This window comes from Thiomicrospira sp. WB1, from assembly GCF_001507535.1.
Lineage (GTDB): Bacteria > Pseudomonadota > Gammaproteobacteria > Thiomicrospirales > Thiomicrospiraceae > Hydrogenovibrio.
On sequence record NZ_LQBN01000001.1, the window covers coordinates 428,660 to 443,916 of the forward strand.

At 55.7% G+C, this 15,257-nt stretch carries 16 protein-coding genes; 11 read left to right on the plus strand and 5 right to left on the minus strand.

Going from position 1 to position 15,257, the window contains the following annotated elements; genetic code table 11:
* Positions 1-114 precede the first annotated feature (114 nt).
* Complete coding sequence (locus AVO41_RS01940; protein ID WP_068581788.1) at positions 115-405, minus strand: sulfurtransferase TusA family protein; 291 nt, start codon at positions 403-405, stop codon at positions 115-117.
* A 173-nt stretch (positions 406-578) separates the two neighbouring features.
* On the opposite strand from AVO41_RS01940, the gene glyQ reads away from it, so the two are divergent.
* The 7 genes from glyQ (at position 579) to AVO41_RS01975 (ending at position 7,342) form a co-directional block, all read left to right on the plus strand.
* Positions 579-1,520, plus strand: coding sequence for a glycine--tRNA ligase subunit alpha (gene glyQ / locus AVO41_RS01945; protein ID WP_068581790.1), 942 nt, complete (start codon positions 579-581; stop codon positions 1,518-1,520).
* A gap of 1 nt (position 1,521) precedes the next feature.
* Positions 1,522-3,609 (plus strand): glycine--tRNA ligase subunit beta, encoded by a 2,088-nt coding sequence (gene glyS, locus AVO41_RS01950; RefSeq protein ID WP_068581792.1) that lies wholly within the window; start codon positions 1,522-1,524, stop codon positions 3,607-3,609.
* Positions 3,610-3,684: 75 nt separating this feature from the next.
* On the plus strand, positions 3,685-4,260 hold the full coding sequence (locus tag AVO41_RS01955) for an HAD-IIIA family hydrolase (protein WP_235584628.1): 576 nt from the start codon (positions 3,685-3,687) through the stop codon (positions 4,258-4,260).
* Positions 4,261-4,317: 57 nt separating this feature from the next.
* Entirely contained in the window at positions 4,318-5,070 is a 753-nt protein-coding gene (locus tag AVO41_RS01960; protein WP_068581795.1) for a 1-acyl-sn-glycerol-3-phosphate acyltransferase, read from the plus strand.
* 6 nt (positions 5,071-5,076) lie between these two features.
* Positions 5,077-5,910, plus strand: coding sequence for a motility protein A (locus tag AVO41_RS01965; protein ID WP_068581798.1), 834 nt, complete (start codon positions 5,077-5,079; stop codon positions 5,908-5,910).
* A complete protein-coding gene (locus AVO41_RS01970; RefSeq protein WP_068581801.1) occupies positions 5,907-6,653 on the plus strand; it encodes an OmpA family protein in 747 nt (248 codons plus the stop codon). Before AVO41_RS01965 ends, AVO41_RS01970 begins: the two co-directional genes overlap by 4 nt.
* Positions 6,650-7,342 (plus strand): OmpA family protein, encoded by a 693-nt coding sequence (locus AVO41_RS01975; protein ID WP_068581804.1) that lies wholly within the window; start codon positions 6,650-6,652, stop codon positions 7,340-7,342. The genes AVO41_RS01970 and AVO41_RS01975 overlap by 4 nt, the downstream gene beginning before the upstream one ends.
* A 305-nt stretch (positions 7,343-7,647) precedes the next feature.
* On the opposite strand, the gene ung is transcribed toward AVO41_RS01975, so the two are convergent.
* Positions 7,648-8,340, minus strand: coding sequence for a uracil-DNA glycosylase (gene ung / locus AVO41_RS01980; protein WP_068581810.1), 693 nt, complete (start codon positions 8,338-8,340; stop codon positions 7,648-7,650).
* A gap of 18 nt (positions 8,341-8,358) precedes the next feature.
* Positions 8,359-9,039 carry a pyridoxamine 5'-phosphate oxidase gene (gene pdxH, locus AVO41_RS01985; protein ID WP_068581814.1) on the minus strand — a complete coding sequence of 227 codons (681 nt, stop codon included), beginning with the start codon at positions 9,037-9,039 and terminating at the stop codon, positions 8,359-8,361.
* Between the two features lie 132 nt (positions 9,040-9,171).
* Here pdxH and parE point away from each other — a divergent pair, with 132 nt between their 5' ends.
* Together parE and AVO41_RS01995 are read left to right on the plus strand one after the other, a co-directional pair.
* Positions 9,172-11,103: a DNA topoisomerase IV subunit B gene (gene parE, locus AVO41_RS01990; RefSeq protein ID WP_068581816.1), complete on the plus strand. Its 1,932-nt coding sequence runs from the start codon at positions 9,172-9,174 to the stop codon at positions 11,101-11,103.
* 1 nt (position 11,104) lies between these two features.
* Positions 11,105-11,674, plus strand: a complete 570-nt coding sequence (locus AVO41_RS01995) for a mechanosensitive ion channel domain-containing protein (RefSeq protein ID WP_068581819.1) — start codon at positions 11,105-11,107, stop codon at positions 11,672-11,674.
* A 6-nt stretch (positions 11,675-11,680) separates the two neighbouring features.
* Here AVO41_RS01995 and AVO41_RS02000 read toward each other — a convergent pair whose 3' ends face one another.
* The gene (locus AVO41_RS02000; RefSeq protein WP_068581822.1) at positions 11,681-12,052 is read right to left on the minus strand and encodes a PilZ domain-containing protein; all 372 of its coding nucleotides are present in this window, start codon (positions 12,050-12,052) and stop codon (positions 11,681-11,683) included.
* Positions 12,053-12,077: 25 nt separating this feature from the next.
* The gene (locus AVO41_RS02005) at positions 12,078-12,458 is read right to left on the minus strand and encodes a PilZ domain-containing protein (protein ID WP_068581825.1); all 381 of its coding nucleotides are present in this window, start codon (positions 12,456-12,458) and stop codon (positions 12,078-12,080) included.
* A gap of 100 nt (positions 12,459-12,558) precedes the next feature.
* Here AVO41_RS02005 and AVO41_RS02010 point away from each other — a divergent pair, with 100 nt between their 5' ends.
* Together AVO41_RS02010 and parC are read left to right on the plus strand one after the other, a co-directional pair.
* Positions 12,559-12,843, plus strand: coding sequence for a heavy-metal-associated domain-containing protein (locus AVO41_RS02010; protein ID WP_068581828.1), 285 nt, complete (start codon positions 12,559-12,561; stop codon positions 12,841-12,843).
* 111 nt (positions 12,844-12,954) lie between these two features.
* Entirely contained in the window at positions 12,955-15,183 is a 2,229-nt protein-coding gene (gene parC / locus AVO41_RS02015) for a DNA topoisomerase IV subunit A (RefSeq protein ID WP_068581831.1), read from the plus strand.
* The last annotated feature ends 74 nt before the right edge of the window (positions 15,184-15,257 follow it).

Sequence of the window (15,257 nt, forward strand, 5' to 3'; positions counted from 1 at the left end):
TTTGAAAGCTGGCATTGACCGTTGTTTTCAGGCATTTTAGCCCAAATTCAGAGAACAAAGCCAGTGAATGCGCGTAAAAAACGCACAAAGCGTCAGGTTTGTTCGCGGACAAGCTCAAAGCGTGACCTCAATCCTGCACTGGTAACCGTCGTCAGCAGGCTCGCACCCCAAAAAGGTATGACGGTTGACCCGACACCAGCTTTCAATGTCTTTGGGCGCACCGGCGTCGGTGCACGCCATGATGATTTGGCAGGTGTCTCTGGATGTTTTGGAAGCAATTTCCGAACCATTTTTCAGTTGACGGATGGCTTGCTGAAGTTTGATCACGGGCATGGGGCACTTTAAGCCTCGCGCGTCCACAAAAAGGGGATTGGCATTTTGATCAGTGTTGTCTGTTGGCGTCATAGGTTTCACGATTGGGTTGGTTTGTCCGGGCGCGGTGACCACGGCTGTGTCAGCGCCGAATGTCTCTGCTATAATACGGACAATTTCTGCGTCGGGCAAACCGGACCTGTTTTTTACCAGGCCTGTTGAGCGGCCCGGACAGCGCTTACCGTTACCGAATATAGGAAGTCATTGTGTCAGAACAAGCCAATTCCGCTGCCACGGATGTGACCACATTCCAGGGGTTGATTCAAACGCTGCAGGCGTTTTGGGCCTCTCATGGCTGTGTGGTGATGCAGCCCTACGATAATGAAATGGGCGCCGGCACCTTTCACCCGGCCACCTTTTTACGTTCCATCGGGCCAGAGCCGTGGCGTGCGGCCTACGTGCAGCCCTGCCGACGTCCGACCGACGGCCGTTACGGCGATAATCCGAACCGTCTGCAGCATTATTACCAGTTTCAGGTGGTGCTTAAGCCGTCACCGGAAAACATTCAGGAATTGTACCTGGATTCGCTGCGCGCGCTGGGCATTGACCCGCTTGAACATGACATCCGATTTGTGGAAGACAACTGGGAGTCGCCGACACTCGGTGCCTGGGGGCTTGGTTGGGAAGTTTGGATGAACGGCATGGAAGTGACGCAGTTTACCTATTTTCAGCAGGTGGGTGGATTGGAATGTCGACCGGTCACTGGTGAGATCACCTATGGTCTGGAACGCATTGCCATGTACCTGCAGAAGGTCAACAGCGTTTACGACCTGACCTGGGTGGACGGCCCGGGCGGCAAAGTGACCTACGGCGATGTGTTTCATCAGAACGAAGTTGAAATGTCGACCTATAACTTTGAAAAAGCCGACACCGATCATCTGTTCCGCCAGTTTGACGAGTGCGAAGCGGTTTTTGCCCGCCTGGTCGAGGATCAGTTGCCTCTGCCTGCCTACGAACAGGTGCTCAAAGCCTCGCATGCGTTCAACCTGCTGGATGCGCGTCATGCCATCAGTGTGACCGAGCGTGCCCGCTTTATCGGACGGGTGCGTGACATGGCCCGTCAGATTGCACAGGCTTATTATGACGGGCGCGAAGCCCTGGGCTTCCCTTTGGTGAAGACGGCCACCGACAGTGACAAGGACGCGTAAGATGACACAAGAACGACAGGATTTTTTACTGGAAATCGGCACGGAAGAGCTGCCGCCCAATGCGCTGAAAACCCTTTCTGTGGCACTGGGGAACGAGTTGGAAAACGCGCTGCAGGCAGCCGAATTGGCTTATGAGTCGGCCGAGGTGTTTGCCAGTCCCAGACGTCTGGCGGTGCGCATTAACCAATGTCAGGCACGCCAGAGCGACAAGCAGGTGGAACGCAAAGGGCCGGCCAAGAAAGCCGCCTTCGACGATCAGGGGCAGCCGACCAAAGCGGCCGAAGGATTTGCCCGCAGTTGTGGCCTGAGTGTGGACCAACTCGAAGAAATGGATACCCCAAAAGGGGTCTGGCTGGTGGCGCGTCTGACCGAAACCGGTCAACCCACGCCGTCGCTGTTGCCACAGATGGTGGAGACGGCCGTGCAGAAACTGCCCATTCCCAAGCGCATGCGCTGGGGGGATTCCGACGTCAGTTTTGTGCGTCCGGTCCACTGGGTGGTGATGCTCTGGGGTCAGGAGGTACTGCCGGTCAGTCTGCTGGGCAAAACCGCAGGCAATCAGACCTATGGGCATCGTTTTCACGCGCCGGGCGCCATAGTGCTGCCGAGTCCGCGTGATTATGAAGTGGCGCTGCGTCAGCAGGGGTATGTGGAACCGGATTTTGCCCACCGTCGTGCCCGCATCGAGACCATGGTGCAGGCCGCCGCCGAGAGCGAAGGCGGTCGGGCCGAGATCGATCCGGCCTTGTTGGACGAAGTCACGGCCTTGAATGAATGGCCCAGTGCGGTGGTGGGTGACTTTGACACGCGTTTTCTGAGTGTGCCGCCCGAAGCGTTGATTTCGGCGATGAAAGGCCACCAGAAATATTTCCACTTGCTGGATACCGACGGTCAATTGATGGCCAAATTCATCACCATCACCAATATTGAAAGCCGTCGTCCGGCCTCGGTCAAAGAGGGCAATGAGCGGGTGATTCGTCCGCGTTTGAGCGATGCCCGTTTTTTCTGGGATCAGGACCGAAAACAGCCTTTGGATGATTTCCTGCCGCGCCTGAAAACCGTGGTGTTTCAGCAGAAGCTGGGCACCCTGTTTGATAAGGTGGAGCGGTTGGAAACCCTGGCGGTGAAAGTCGGTCGTCCCCTGATTGGCGAGGGTGTGTCTGCGGCCCAGTTGGAACGCGCGGCGCGTTTGAGCAAGTGCGACCTGATGACGGAAATGGTGGATGAGTTTCCCGATCTGCAGGGGGTGATGGGTCGTTATTATGCACAGGCCCAGAAAGAAGAGCCGGTGGTCGCCGATGCGATTGAAAGCCAGTATCGGCCTCGCTTTGCCGGCGATGCTCTGCCCGATCACCCGGTTGGACAGGCGCTGGCGATTGCCGACAAACTGGATACGATTACCGGTATTTATGGCATCGGTCAGATTCCGAAAGGGGACAAGGACCCCTTTGCGTTGCGACGCTCGGCGCTGGGGTTGTTGCGCATCATGATCGAAAAACAGCTGGATTTGGATCTGATGGCTTTGATTGAAGCCAGTCTGGCCTTGCACGCGCAGGTCGATGCCTCGAGGGACACGGCGCAGGCGATTTATGAATTCATGATCGGGCGTCTGCGGGCGTATTACCTGGACCAGGGCGTCACCCCGGAACAGTTCGAGGCGGTCCGGGTGTGCCGTCCGACGCATCCGTTGGATTTTGATCACCGCATGGATGCGGTGCGTCACTTTTCTGACATGGAAGAAGCCCAATCGCTGTCAGCGGCCAACAAGCGCATTGCCAACATTCTGAAAAAAGTTACTGACACCTTGCCTGAGGAAGTGAACACCGCGTTGTTTGAGCAGCCGGAAGAAAAGGCGTTGTTCGAGCAGCTTGATGCCTTGCGCGAATCGGTCAGCGAATCCATTGCCGGTCAGAATTACCGCGAAGCGTTGATGCGTCTGGCGGCCATCCGCGAAACCGTGGACGCCTTTTTCGATGAGGTGATGGTGATGGCAAAAGACGACGCGGTCAAACAAAACCGTCTGGCGCTGCTGAGCCAGATCTATGGTTTGTTCGGACAGGTGGCGGACATCTCGCGCCTGTCGAACTGAACGGCGGAAGTCGAGCCCTGAGTTGATTTGCAAACGCCCCTTCGCGGGCGTTTTTTGTTGAAGGAGAGCGAGTTGGTGAAGCGGGATAGGCCTGACTGTTGTAATCTGATTGTTCTGGATCGGGATGGGGTGATCAATGAAGATTCCGATGCCTTCATCAAACACCCGGAAGAATGGCAGGCGATTCCAGGCAGTCTGGAGGCCATTGCGCGATTAAAGCGAGCCGGGTATTTTGTGGCGGTGGCCACCAATCAGTCCGGGATTCGGCGCGGCTATTACGATCGGGCCACCTTTTATGCCATGCAGCAGAAATTACAGGGGCAGTTGCGCGAGCAATTGCAAAGCGCCTCCGTGGATTGGGTCAGTTTCAGTCCTTATTTGGGGCAAGATCAGAGTCCGGCGCGCAAGCCGGGCACGGGCATGCTGCGTGCGATTGAAGCCGCTGCGGGGCAATCCCTGGCCGGGCGGGCCTTCATCGGAGATACGCTGAGCGATCTGTATGCGGCAAAGCGCCACGGCATGCGTCCGATTCTGGTGCGCAGCGGAAAAGGGCGGCGCACTCTGGCAACCGCGGACCCGATTCTGGAGCGTGTGGTGGTTTATGATGATCTGGACAGCGCGGTGAAGGCGCTGTTGGCAGAGACTGATTGATGCAATCAACATGGCGTGTTTTTTACCAGGCCTGGTAAATTTTAGGAGTTCCAAACGATGACAAGATGGCAATATGGGTTTTATTTTGTGCGCTCGGTGCTCTACACCCTGGGTGAGGTGCTGAGCATGGTGCTGTTTTCGGTGCTGGGCCAGGTGTTGCAGCCGTTTTCGGCATCGGTCAAATACCGTTTTATTCACAATTGGGCCAAGTTTTGTGTGGTGTGGTTGCGCTGGACCTGCGGGGTGCGCCATCGCGTGCATGGACTCGAGAACATTGATCCGAAAGAGGCTGGTCTGATCCTTGCTAGACATGAATCGACCTGGGAGACCTATGTGTTTCAGACGATTTTCCCGCAGCAGACCTTTGTGCTCAAGCGCGAATTGCTGAAATTGCCGTTTTTCGGCTGGGGATTGTCCTTGCTGGAACCCATTGCCATTGATCGCGGGTCGGGTCGACAGGCGATCAAGCAGGTGGTCGATAAAGGCACCGATCGGCTTGAGCGCGGCATCTGGGTGGTGGTCTTCCCGGAAGGCACTCGCATGCCGCCCGGTGAGGCTGGCAAAATCAAACCCGGTGCGGCCATGTTGGCAAGCAAGGCCAAAAAACCCGTGTATCTGGTCGGGCATAATGCCGGTCAGTGCTGGCCCAAGGGAAAATTTATCAAACGTCCCGGCGTGATCGATGTGTACATCAGTCCGCCGATGGACGTGTCTGACAAATCTGTCAGCGAAATCAACCAACTAACAGAGGCGTGGCTGCATTCGCATTCTGCCATCACGGACAAGGCGGGGGGCAAGCCCACAGAGTAAACGTTTATGAGCAAACTGGCGACCATGATAGGCGTATTGCTGGGACTGGTGATCATCGGTCTGAACATGATCGATTTTGACCAGGGGCGGTTGCTCAGTGCGTTTTTTAACTGGCAGGGGTTGCTTGTGGTGCTGGGCGGCACCCTGGCCGCGACCTTGATCAACTACCCGCTGAGTCAGGTGCACTGTCTGTGGCAGGGCGTCAAGCGAGTCTTTGCCGCTGAGCCGGATCAGGCGGAAACCGCGATTGAACAGATCGTCACCCTCAGTTACCTAGCGCACCGCAAAGGCACGCTGGCGCTGGAAAACGAACTGGACCTGATTGACGACGACTTTTTGCAGTTTGCGGTCTCGGAAATGATGGTTTATCGCGAACTCTCTCACCTGGAAGCCAGCCTGGAAAATCATCTGAACACTTCGCGCCTGCGTCATCTCAATTGTCAGGAAATGTTTTACAACATGGCCGCTTACGCACCGGCGTTTGGCATGATGGGTACGGTGATGGGGCTGATTATGATGATGACCACGCAAGTGGGCGCCGAGCAGGCGGCGGTGGGGCCGGGCGACGACATGCTTCAGGGGCTGTTGCAGGGCATGGGGCTGGCATTGGTGACCACGTTTTATGGTGTGTTGCTGGCCAATATGGTTTTTACCCCGATTGCGGGCAAGTTGAAAGTGCTTTCCGACGCCGAGGCGCTCAAAAACGACATTCTGATGTATGGCATTCTGGGCATCAAACAGAACGTGGCGCCGTTGCTGCTGAAAGAAAGCCTGATGGCGTTTGTCAATGATCGCAACAAGCAACGATTAATGGATGCTGCCCCCGGGTCGATGGGATGAATACGCGGGATTCGATTCAAAAAACTTTGCTGGCACAGAGCCTTCAGCGACTGAAGCAGAATCAGTCCTGGCAGCTGGTGTTTGTCACGCTCTTTACCGCCTTGCTCGCGTTTTTTGTGTTGATGATCACCTTGTTTGAGATCGAGAGCAATCGCACCGAGCGTGATTATCAGCGCTTGCTCAACGCGTTTTACCAGGAGGTAGTCCAAGCCCGTGACGAAATGGGCCTGCCCTGGTTGCAGGTGGAAAACACCTATGCCAAAGGCGTTCGTCTGAGTCTCAGCCCGCAACTGTTTGACGATCAATCTCTGTTTCAGGCCGGTCGGGCCAAACTCAACCCGCGTTTTCTGCCCTATCTGGAACAGGTCGTGGCCCTGATACAGCGTCTGAAACTGCCTGAATTTCATCAACGCTATGCGCGGTGGACACGAAGCCAGACCGTGAACGAGGCGCCCGGCAGTCGCGTTGCCGTGACGCTCAGAGTGGAGGGCCACACGGATGCCACCCCTCTGGCGCCGACCGCCTTGTACCAGAATAACCGCCAGTTGAGCACCTATCGGGCTTATGCCTTTATGGATTGGTTGGCGTTGTACACCCAGTTGCCGCCGCATTTGTTTGCGATCGCCGGTTATGGCGCCTTTCACCCGCTCACCAATGACCCGGACGATCGTCAGAATCGCCGGATTGAGTTGTATCTGCAGCCGCAAATTCTGTCCCTTCCGAGCCAGGGTGGTGCGCCATGACGTTGCATGCGCTCAAAGCTCGCGGCCAGTGGCTGTTTTCGTTTGGGGATCTGCTCACCCTGTTGATCACCTTTTTCATTTTGATGATTGTGTTGAACAAGGGAGAGATCACCCGTTTGCAAAAATGGAGCGATGAACGACTGGCACAGGCGTATCATCAGTTGCAGAGCGAGTTGACCCAGCCCTGGATTGAGGTGGCACGCACACGCAAAGGGATTCGTCTGGCGCTTGAACCGGGTGAGGCGTTTGTTCGTGGTGGCTATGAACCCAGTGACGCCTTACAGACACAGTTGCGGCAGTTAGGCCAGGTGTTGGCAAAATTGGATTTATTTCAACCCCAGCGGATGACCTTGCCTGAGAGTGCCTTGAACGCGGCACGAGAAAACGGTCTGAGTTGGCAGGCGTCGATCCGGGTGGCTGGGCACACGGATGATCTGCCAGTCAATCCGGCCTCCCCCATGCGCAATAACTGGTTTTTGAGCGCCATGCGCGCTCAGACCGTCATGCGCTGGCTGTCAGAACAATCGGCGTTGCCACCGGAGTATTTTGTGGTGTCCGGGTTTGGTTCGCACCGACCTCAAGTCGCCAATGATTCGCCTGAAGCGCGTGCGCGCAACCGTCGTGTGGAAATTTACTTGTCTGCAGCGTTTGAAAAGCGCCCGGGCTCCCCGGTTTTCCCCCATTTTTGATCAAAACACAGGGTGTGATTAACTTTTTGCATGCATGCATTTTGTTCATGGATGATTTGGTTTGGTTCTGTCTCAGTTCATTCACAAATCTGTCACGTTGTTGTAGAAGGCTTGTTGATACAGGAATTTAACCTCTTGTGAAATTCTTTTTAATTCAATGTGTTATGTTTGTTTTGGTCAAGAAAAGATGATTGTTTGAGTTTGTCAGAATCGTAGGTAAGGGATTGAAATAAAGGGAGAAGTGTCCGTTAAGCGAACGGATTTTAACGTGTACGCCTTGTGGATAACTTTGTGAACAGGTCGTGTCAACCGTCGTGAGGCAGTTGCCAGTCGATGGGGCGGTGTCCATGTGTTTGCAGCCACTGATTGGCCTGGGAAAAAGGCCGGCTGCCGAAAAAACCACGGTAGGCGGACAAGGGCGATGGGTGAGGGCTTTTGATCACACAGTGTCGCTGCGCATCGATCAGCCGCCCTTTTTTCTGCGCGTAGCCGCCCCAGAGAAAAAACACCAGGTCTTCCCGCTGATCATTGAGCCGTTGGATGATGCGATCGGTGAAGGTTTCCCACCCTTTATTCTGATGTGAGCCGGGTTTGCCCGCCTCCACTGTCAGTACGGCGTTCAGCAGCAACACGCCCTGATCGGCCCAGGGTTGAAGATAGCCTGTGTGACGGTTGTCGACGCCCAGATCATCCATTAATTCCTGATTGATGTTTTTCAAAGATTTGGGCAGCGGGTGGACATGCGGCTGCACGGAAAAACACAGGCCATGCGCATGACCGGGGGTCGGATAAGGGTCCTGCCCGATGATCACCACTTTGACCTGGTCAAACGGGGTGGAATTCAACGCCTGAAACCATTGGGCGCCTTTGGGCAGAATCTGTTTGCGTTGTTTTTCCGCCAACAGAAAGGCTTTGAGTTCGTCCATGTAGGGTTGCTCAAATTCCTCGCGCAGCTGGGTCAACCAGGTTGGATCGAGTTGAATGCGGTCAGGGTTCATAAAATCGGTCATGCAGGGTTAGGGACTCAATCGGGTTAATGACCAGGCCTGGTTAAAACAGCCAGCCTGTCCGCCTGTGCAATCATAACGAAACCGATCATGCAGGCGGTTTTCCCGTCCCTGCCAGAATTCAAACCGATGTGGGCGCAGTCGATAACCGCCCCAATGCGGTGGGCAGTCAATGTGGGGGCCCTGTTCGCTGTCGGCAATCTGAATATTCTGTTCCAGTGTTTTGCGCCCCGGCAGTGGCTGGCTCTGCTCGGACACCAGCGCTGCCAGTTGGCTGTCGCGTGGTCGTGTCTTAAAATAAGCCTGGTTGGTGGCCGCATCGGTTTGTTCTACTTGCCCTTCAATGCGTACCTGCTGTTCCAGTTCCGGCCAATAAAAAAGCAGCGCCGCGCGCGGCTGGTGCGCCAGCTCCTGTCCTTTGTCACTGTTGTAATGGCTGTAGAAGACCAGACCGGTTTCATCCATGGATTTGAGCAGAACGATTCGACTGTGTGGCTGGCCGCTGGCATCGACCGTCGCCAGACTCATCGCTGTCGAGTCTTTGATCCCTTCCTGCATTGCGCCGGTCAGCCATTCGTCAAACTGTTGGAAAGGGTCAAGGTGCAACTGACTGCGTTCCAGGGAACCACGCTGGTAATCGCGGCGTTGCTGGTGGTAATCACCCGAAGGTGAGACGTTGGGATCGGCCATGGTTCAAGTCCTGTGGTTGCCGGAGCAGCGTGGTTTGAAACCACTGAGGTTAGGGGGTAATATAACTCGCGCCGGTCGACACAACGTTGTGTTCGTGCCGGGTTTTGACTAAGTATCTTAACCTAATTGTCGATGCCTTGCCAATGGCGGGCGGAGCGATCAAAAGGAGTGATCAGGGTGAGCCAGGACTATAATGCCGCCGAAATTGAAGTGTTGACGGGCCTGGACCCGGTGCGAAAACGCCCGGGCATGTATACCGACACGTCCCGCCCCAATCACTTGGCCCAGGAGGTGATCGACAACAGTGTGGATGAGGCACTGGCCGGATACGCCGACACCATTGAGGTGGTGCATCATGCAGATGGCTCCATGTCCGTCGCTGACAATGGCCGCGGGATGCCGGTGGATGAACACCCCGAACAGAAAAAACCGGGCGTTGAAGTGATCTTGAGCACGCTTCACGCCGGTGGGAAATTTTCCAGTAAGTCGTATCAGTTTGCTGGCGGCCTGCATGGCGTGGGGGTGTCGGTGGTCAATGCCCTGTCAAAACAGGTCGACATTGAAATCAAACGCGGCGGTCAGCGCTATGAAATCGGGTTTGCGTCCGGCGAATGCGTTGAACCACTCAAAGCCGTGGGCAAGGTGGGCAAGAAAAACACCGGCACCAAACTGCGTTTCTGGCCGGACGCCGGTTTTTTTGACAGCGTGAAATTTGCCCTGGGCAAGCTCAAACATCTGATGCGAGCCAAGGCGGTGCTTTGCTCCGGGTTGACCATTTCGTTTCTGGATGAGTCGACCGGTGAGCAGACCACCTGGTATTATCAGTCGGGCCTGAGTGATTACCTGAATCAGGCGCTGGAAGGCATTGAACGGGTGCCTCATGAAGGTTTTGTGGGGGAAGCGCATGGAGAGCACGAGGGCGTGGACTGGGCCATGACCTGGTTGGCGGAACCGGCGGAAACCCTGCTTGAAAGTTACGTCAACCTGATTCCCACACCTCAGGGCGGCACGCACGTCAATGGCTTGCGCGCCGGAACCACAGACGCCCTTCGAGAATTTTGTGAATTTCATAACCTCTTGCCGCGGGGCGTCAAAATCACCCCGGAAGATGTCTGGCAGAATGTGGCTTTTGTGCTGTCGGCCAAACTGCGCGAACCGCAATTTGCCGGCCAGACCAAAGAGCGGCTGTCCTCGCGTGAGTGTGTCCCGTTTATCTCCGGGGTGGTGAAAGACAGTTTGAGTTTATGGCTGAATCAGCATACCGAAACCGCGCAACAGATTGCGGAACTGGTGATTCGCAATGCGCAAAGCCGCAATAAAAAAGCCAAAAAGGTCACGCGCAAGAAGATTACCTCGGGTCCGGCTTTGCCCGGTAAGCTCGCTGACTGTACCGAATCGGATCTGAACATGACCGAACTGTTTCTGGTGGAGGGCGACTCGGCTGGCGGCTCAGCCAAACAGGCCCGAGACAAAACGTTTCAGGCGATCATGCCGTTGCGGGGCAAAATTCTCAATACCTGGGAGGTCGATTCGTCCGAGGTGCTGGCGTCTAATGAAATTCATGACATTTCGGTTGCCATCGGGGTTGATCCGGATTCGGAAGATTTGTCCGGTCTGCGTTATGGCAAGATTTGCATTCTCGCCGATGCCGATTCGGATGGGGCGCACATTGCCACTTTGATCTGCGCCTTGTTTGTGAAGCATTTTCCGCGGCTGGTTCAAAACGGCCATGTGTATGTGGCGATGCCCCCTTTGTATCGGGTCGATGTCGGCAAGCAGGTATTTTATGCCCTGGACGAGTCGGAACGTGAAGGGTTGCTGGATCGGATTCAGGCGGAAAAAATGCCGGGTAAGGTTCAGGTGACTCGGTTCAAAGGTCTGGGGGAAATGAGCCCGGTGCAGCTGCGGGAAACCACCATGCAACCGGCCACCCGGCGCCTGATTCAGTTGGCGCTGGACGAAGAAGACACCGAGCCGATGATGGATAAATTACTCGCCAAAAAACGTTCGGCCGACCGGCGTGCCTGGCTGGAAGAAAAAGGCGATCTGGCCGAGGTGGTGTGACATGATTTCTCAAGGCGTTCTGGTTTCCAGTGGTTTGATTGTTTTGGGGTTTTGGGCCCTGAATCATGCCTCGAAAACATTGATTCGAAAGCTCAGTGATTTCAAACAGGTGTCCGACGGCCGCTACCAACAGATCTACAAATACTTCCGGGCCGTGTTGACCATTCTGGCCGGGGTGGCCCTGCTACTGGCCTGGGGGGTGGATTACAAAGGTCTGGTGGTGGTGGCCACCTCGGTGCTGGCGATGCTGGCGGTGGCACTGGTGGCTCAGTGGTCGATTCTCAGTAACATTACGGCAGGTGTGCTGATTTTCTTTGTGTTTCCGATTCGCATCGGTGATCGCATGGAAGTGATTGACGGGGCGTCCAGTGTGCAGGGTCGGATCGTGGAAATCACGCTTTTTCACGTGATTCTGGAAGAGACGAACGGTCAGTGGTTGTCCTACCCCAACAGCGTGTTGCTGCAAAAAGCCGTGCGCAAGCTGTCGGGCGATGACGGTAAAAAAGCATCCGGGCGACCTACGCTGTCAAAGCGTCTGGCCGAGCGTCGGTCTGATACCGGGGCAAAATAGCGCAGGTCAGGTCGGGTTGCTGGCTTTGTAACCGTATTGTTCGCTCAAGTCATGCAACCGCTGTTTGTAGTCGAGAAAATCCTGAATGATGGCCAGGGTCTGCGCGTCCTGCTCTTCCAGTTCCAATGAGAGCATAAAACCCTTTTCAGTGGCGTGGTGTTCGCGCACAATGCCATGCAGGTTCATTTGGTTGAATTCGCCAAGCGCGGGCAATTCGAACCGTGTTTCAAGACGAATGCCAATGGCCGCGTTTTTGGGGCTTTCGATGGCCAGCCCCTTGGTGGAAATTTCCAGCAAGCGACCTTCGACTTCGACGGTCTGACCCTTGACGATGACTTTGCGGTCGGTTTGAGTGGAGGGGGCGTGAAACAGGCTCATGGCAGGCGTCTCATGGTAAATCGCATCACAGATGATCCACCGTATGGTGTCTGCGAATGAAATCCTGGATCTGATGCTGGGTGTAAGGATTGAGGTCGACGAATTCCACCCCGGTCAGGTATTGCCTGCGGACCTTGACGCTGTGACGACTTTGCGCCTGAATGTGCAAGGGCTGGGCACCGGCATTGGGCAGTCGGAAATCCAACGTTACGGTTTCACCGTCAGGGACGGGGGCGTCGGAGACAAAGCCGGCCCCGAGAACCGAAATGTCGAGCATGGTACCGCGCAGCGCATCCGTGTCGTCCGAGGGCGATGGTTGCGAGAAATGGATCTCGACCGGACGCTCGGTGGAGACGCGTTCGGCCCGGCGGCGCTCGGCACCTTTGGGTGAGGCGGTTGCAAGCATAGTGAGGATCGTTGACTGTGTCCTGAAAAGCTTTATGATAAAGCAAAACAACGCAACAAGTCCATGAATGCAAGCGTCTCAACCACAAAGGTCACCACCGATGTATACAGAAACCCTGACGGTCGAAAACATTAAATGCGGCGGCTGTGCCGGTCAGATCGAACGCAAATTAAGCCAGTTGGAAGGGGTCGCATCGGTCACGGTGAACATTGAGGCAGGTCAGGTGAGCGTCGAGGCGGACAATCTGGAAACAGTGCAGGCCGAACTTGCCCGGCTGGGTTACCCGGTCGCGGGTACGGTCAGCGGCGTTTCCGCCTTGGGCGCGAAAGCCAAATCGTTTGTCTCCTGTGCGATTGGCAAGACCGGCACCAGAGAATCGGATTGAAGAGTGCTGCCTGTCTTTTTTACCAGGCCTGGTAAAAAAGACAGGGCGCTCGCATTCAGATGACCCTTCTTTTACAGGCAAGACCTTGACTAGACAAGAGGCCCGAACAACGTGAGTCAGCAAAGCATCAATTACGACGGCATTGAAACCCAGTCGGTCGCCACCTTTACTGAAAAGGCATACCTCGATTATGCCATGTATGTGATTCTGGACCGGGCGTTGCCGCACATCAGCGATGGACTCAAGCCAGTGCAGCGCCGCATTATTTACGCGATGTCCGAGTTGGGACTGAAAGCCTCGGCCAAATACAAAAAATCGGCCCGAACCGTGGGGGATGTACTGGGGAAATTTCACCCGCACGGGGATTCGGCCTGTTACGAAGCCATGGTGTTGATGGCCCAATCTTTTTCCTTTCGCTATCCGCTGGTGGACGGTCAGGGGAACTGGGGCTCGGTGGATGATCCGAAATCGTTTGCCGCCATGCGCTACACCGAAGCCAAACTGTCTAAATTCAGCCAGCTGCTGCTGCAGGAAGCGGCTCAGGGGACGGTTGACTGGGTGCCTAATTTCGATGGCACCCTGCAGGAGCCTTCCAGTTTGCCTGCACGCGTGCCGCACGTGCTCTTAAATGGCACCTCGGGCATCGCGGTGGGGATGGCCACTGACATTCCGCCGCATAATCTGCGCGAGGTGGTTGAGGCCTGTGTCGCATTACTGGACAACCCCAAACTGAGTGTGGCGGAGCTTTGCCAGTATCTGCCGGCACCGGATTATCCTAATGACGCGCTGGTGATCACGCCCGAAGCCGAACGCATCCGCATGTACGAAACCGGCAATGGGTCCATTCGTCAGCGCGCGCATTACACGGTTGAAGACAAGGTGAATGTGGTGATCGACGCCTTGCCATTTCAGGTGTCCGGGGCCAAGGTGTTGGAGCAGATTGCCAGCCAGATGCGCGCAAAAAAACTGCCGATGGTGGTGGATTTGCGTGACGAGTCGGATCATGAAAACCCGATTCGTCTGGTGTTGGAGTTGCGTTCGCGCCGGGTGGATGTGGAGGCGACCCTGCGCCATCTGTTTGCCACCACCGATCTGGAACGCAGTTATCGGGTCAACCTGAATGTGATCGGTTTGAACGGGCGCCCGCAGGTGAAAACACTGCACGGGCTGTTAACGGAGTGGCTCGCCTATCGCATGGAAACCGTCCGCCGACGCCTGCAGCACCGTCTGGACAAGGTGTTGGACCGCTTGCATATTCTCGAAGGGTTGTTGCTGGCGTTTTTGAACATTGATGAGGTCATTGCCATCATTCGGGAGGAAGACAAGCCCAAGGCAGAATTGATCCGACGCTTCGATCTCAGTGAACGCCAAGCGGAGGCGATTCTGGAATTGAAATTGCGCCAGTTGGCCAAGCTGGAAGAAATCAAGATCAAGTCCGAACAGGATGAGTTGGCCAAAGAGCGTGACTGGCTGGAAAAAACCCTGGGCAGTCAGGCGCGCCTGAAAACTCTGGTGAAAAAAGAACTGCGGGCCGATGCCGAGGAATATGGCGATGCGCGTCGTTCGCCGATCGAAGACGTCGCTCCCGCCCAAGCGCTTAGCGAGCAGGATTTGCTGCCCTCGGAGCCGGTGACGGTGATCCTGTCGGAAAACGGCTGGGTACGTGCCGCCAAAGGTCATGACGTGGACGGACGGCAACTGACCTACAAGTCCGGGGACGCGTTCCGCTCCCAGGCATCGGGCCAGAGCCGCCAGCAGACCGTGTTTCTGGACAATCGAGGGCGTGCTTATTGCGTGCCGGCGCACACCTTGCCCTCTGCGCGCAGCCATGGTGAACCTTTAAGCGGCCGATTGAACCCGGCTGCAGGCACGCAGTTTCAGGAAGTGCTGTTGGGCGATCCGTCGCAGGAAGTGGTCTTGGCCTCGTCTGCCGGCTTCGGGTTTATCACCCAGTTATCCAACCTGATTTCCAAAACCAAGGCGGGGAAAGCGGCGATGACGCTGCCCAAAGGCGCAACCCTGTTGACGCCCAGCTCGGTCAAAGCCGAAGACCTGATTGCCGTGGTGACGGATGAACCCCGTCTGCTGGTGTTTGAGCGTGATCAGTTGCCCACGCTGGCCAAAGGCAAGGGCAATAAATTGATTCAACTGCCAAAAGGCGTGTCCGTGCGTGCGGTGTTTGCCTTTTCAGCCGGACAGAAACTGGAAATTGTGGCGGGGGATTACGGCAAAGTCTTTGGCCCTTCCGCGATTGAAAGTGCCATGGGGCAACGGGCCAGCCGTGGCATGAGTCTGCCTCGAACCCTCAAAAAAGCCGATCAGATCCGTCTGGCGGATTAAGGGCGTTTGATTTCGGTCGGTTGTTATTATCCTGTGATGTTTGTAGAAAGTGTTTGCCCGTTTCGGGCGATTCT

Bases quoted from the DNA above. Each gene is read 5' to 3' on its own strand.
- AVO41_RS02000 (WP_068581822.1), bottom strand. From the start codon at position 12,052: ATGAGCCTGTTTCACGCCCCCTCCACTCAAACCGACCGCAAAGTCATC.
- AVO41_RS01965 (WP_068581798.1), top strand. From the start codon at position 5,077: ATGAGCAAACTGGCGACCATGATAGGCGTATTGCTGGGACTGGTGATC.
- pdxH (WP_068581814.1), bottom strand. From the start codon at position 9,039: ATGGCCGATCCCAACGTCTCACCTTCGGGTGATTACCACCAGCAACGC.
- AVO41_RS01995 (WP_068581819.1), top strand. From the start codon at position 11,105: ATGATTTCTCAAGGCGTTCTGGTTTCCAGTGGTTTGATTGTTTTGGGG.
- AVO41_RS01970 (WP_068581801.1), top strand. From the start codon at position 5,907: ATGAATACGCGGGATTCGATTCAAAAAACTTTGCTGGCACAGAGCCTT.
- AVO41_RS02010 (WP_068581828.1), top strand. From the start codon at position 12,559: ATGTATACAGAAACCCTGACGGTCGAAAACATTAAATGCGGCGGCTGT.
- AVO41_RS01940 (WP_068581788.1), bottom strand. From the start codon at position 405: ATGACGCCAACAGACAACACTGATCAAAATGCCAATCCCCTTTTTGTG.
- ung (WP_068581810.1), bottom strand. From the start codon at position 8,340: ATGAACCCTGACCGCATTCAACTCGATCCAACCTGGTTGACCCAGCTG.
- glyS (WP_068581792.1), top strand. From the start codon at position 1,522: ATGACACAAGAACGACAGGATTTTTTACTGGAAATCGGCACGGAAGAG.
- AVO41_RS01975 (WP_068581804.1), top strand. From the start codon at position 6,650: ATGACGTTGCATGCGCTCAAAGCTCGCGGCCAGTGGCTGTTTTCGTTT.
- parE (WP_068581816.1), top strand. From the start codon at position 9,172: ATGCCTTGCCAATGGCGGGCGGAGCGATCAAAAGGAGTGATCAGGGTG.
- AVO41_RS02005 (WP_068581825.1), bottom strand. From the start codon at position 12,458: ATGCTTGCAACCGCCTCACCCAAAGGTGCCGAGCGCCGCCGGGCCGAA.
- AVO41_RS01960 (WP_068581795.1), top strand. From the start codon at position 4,318: ATGACAAGATGGCAATATGGGTTTTATTTTGTGCGCTCGGTGCTCTAC.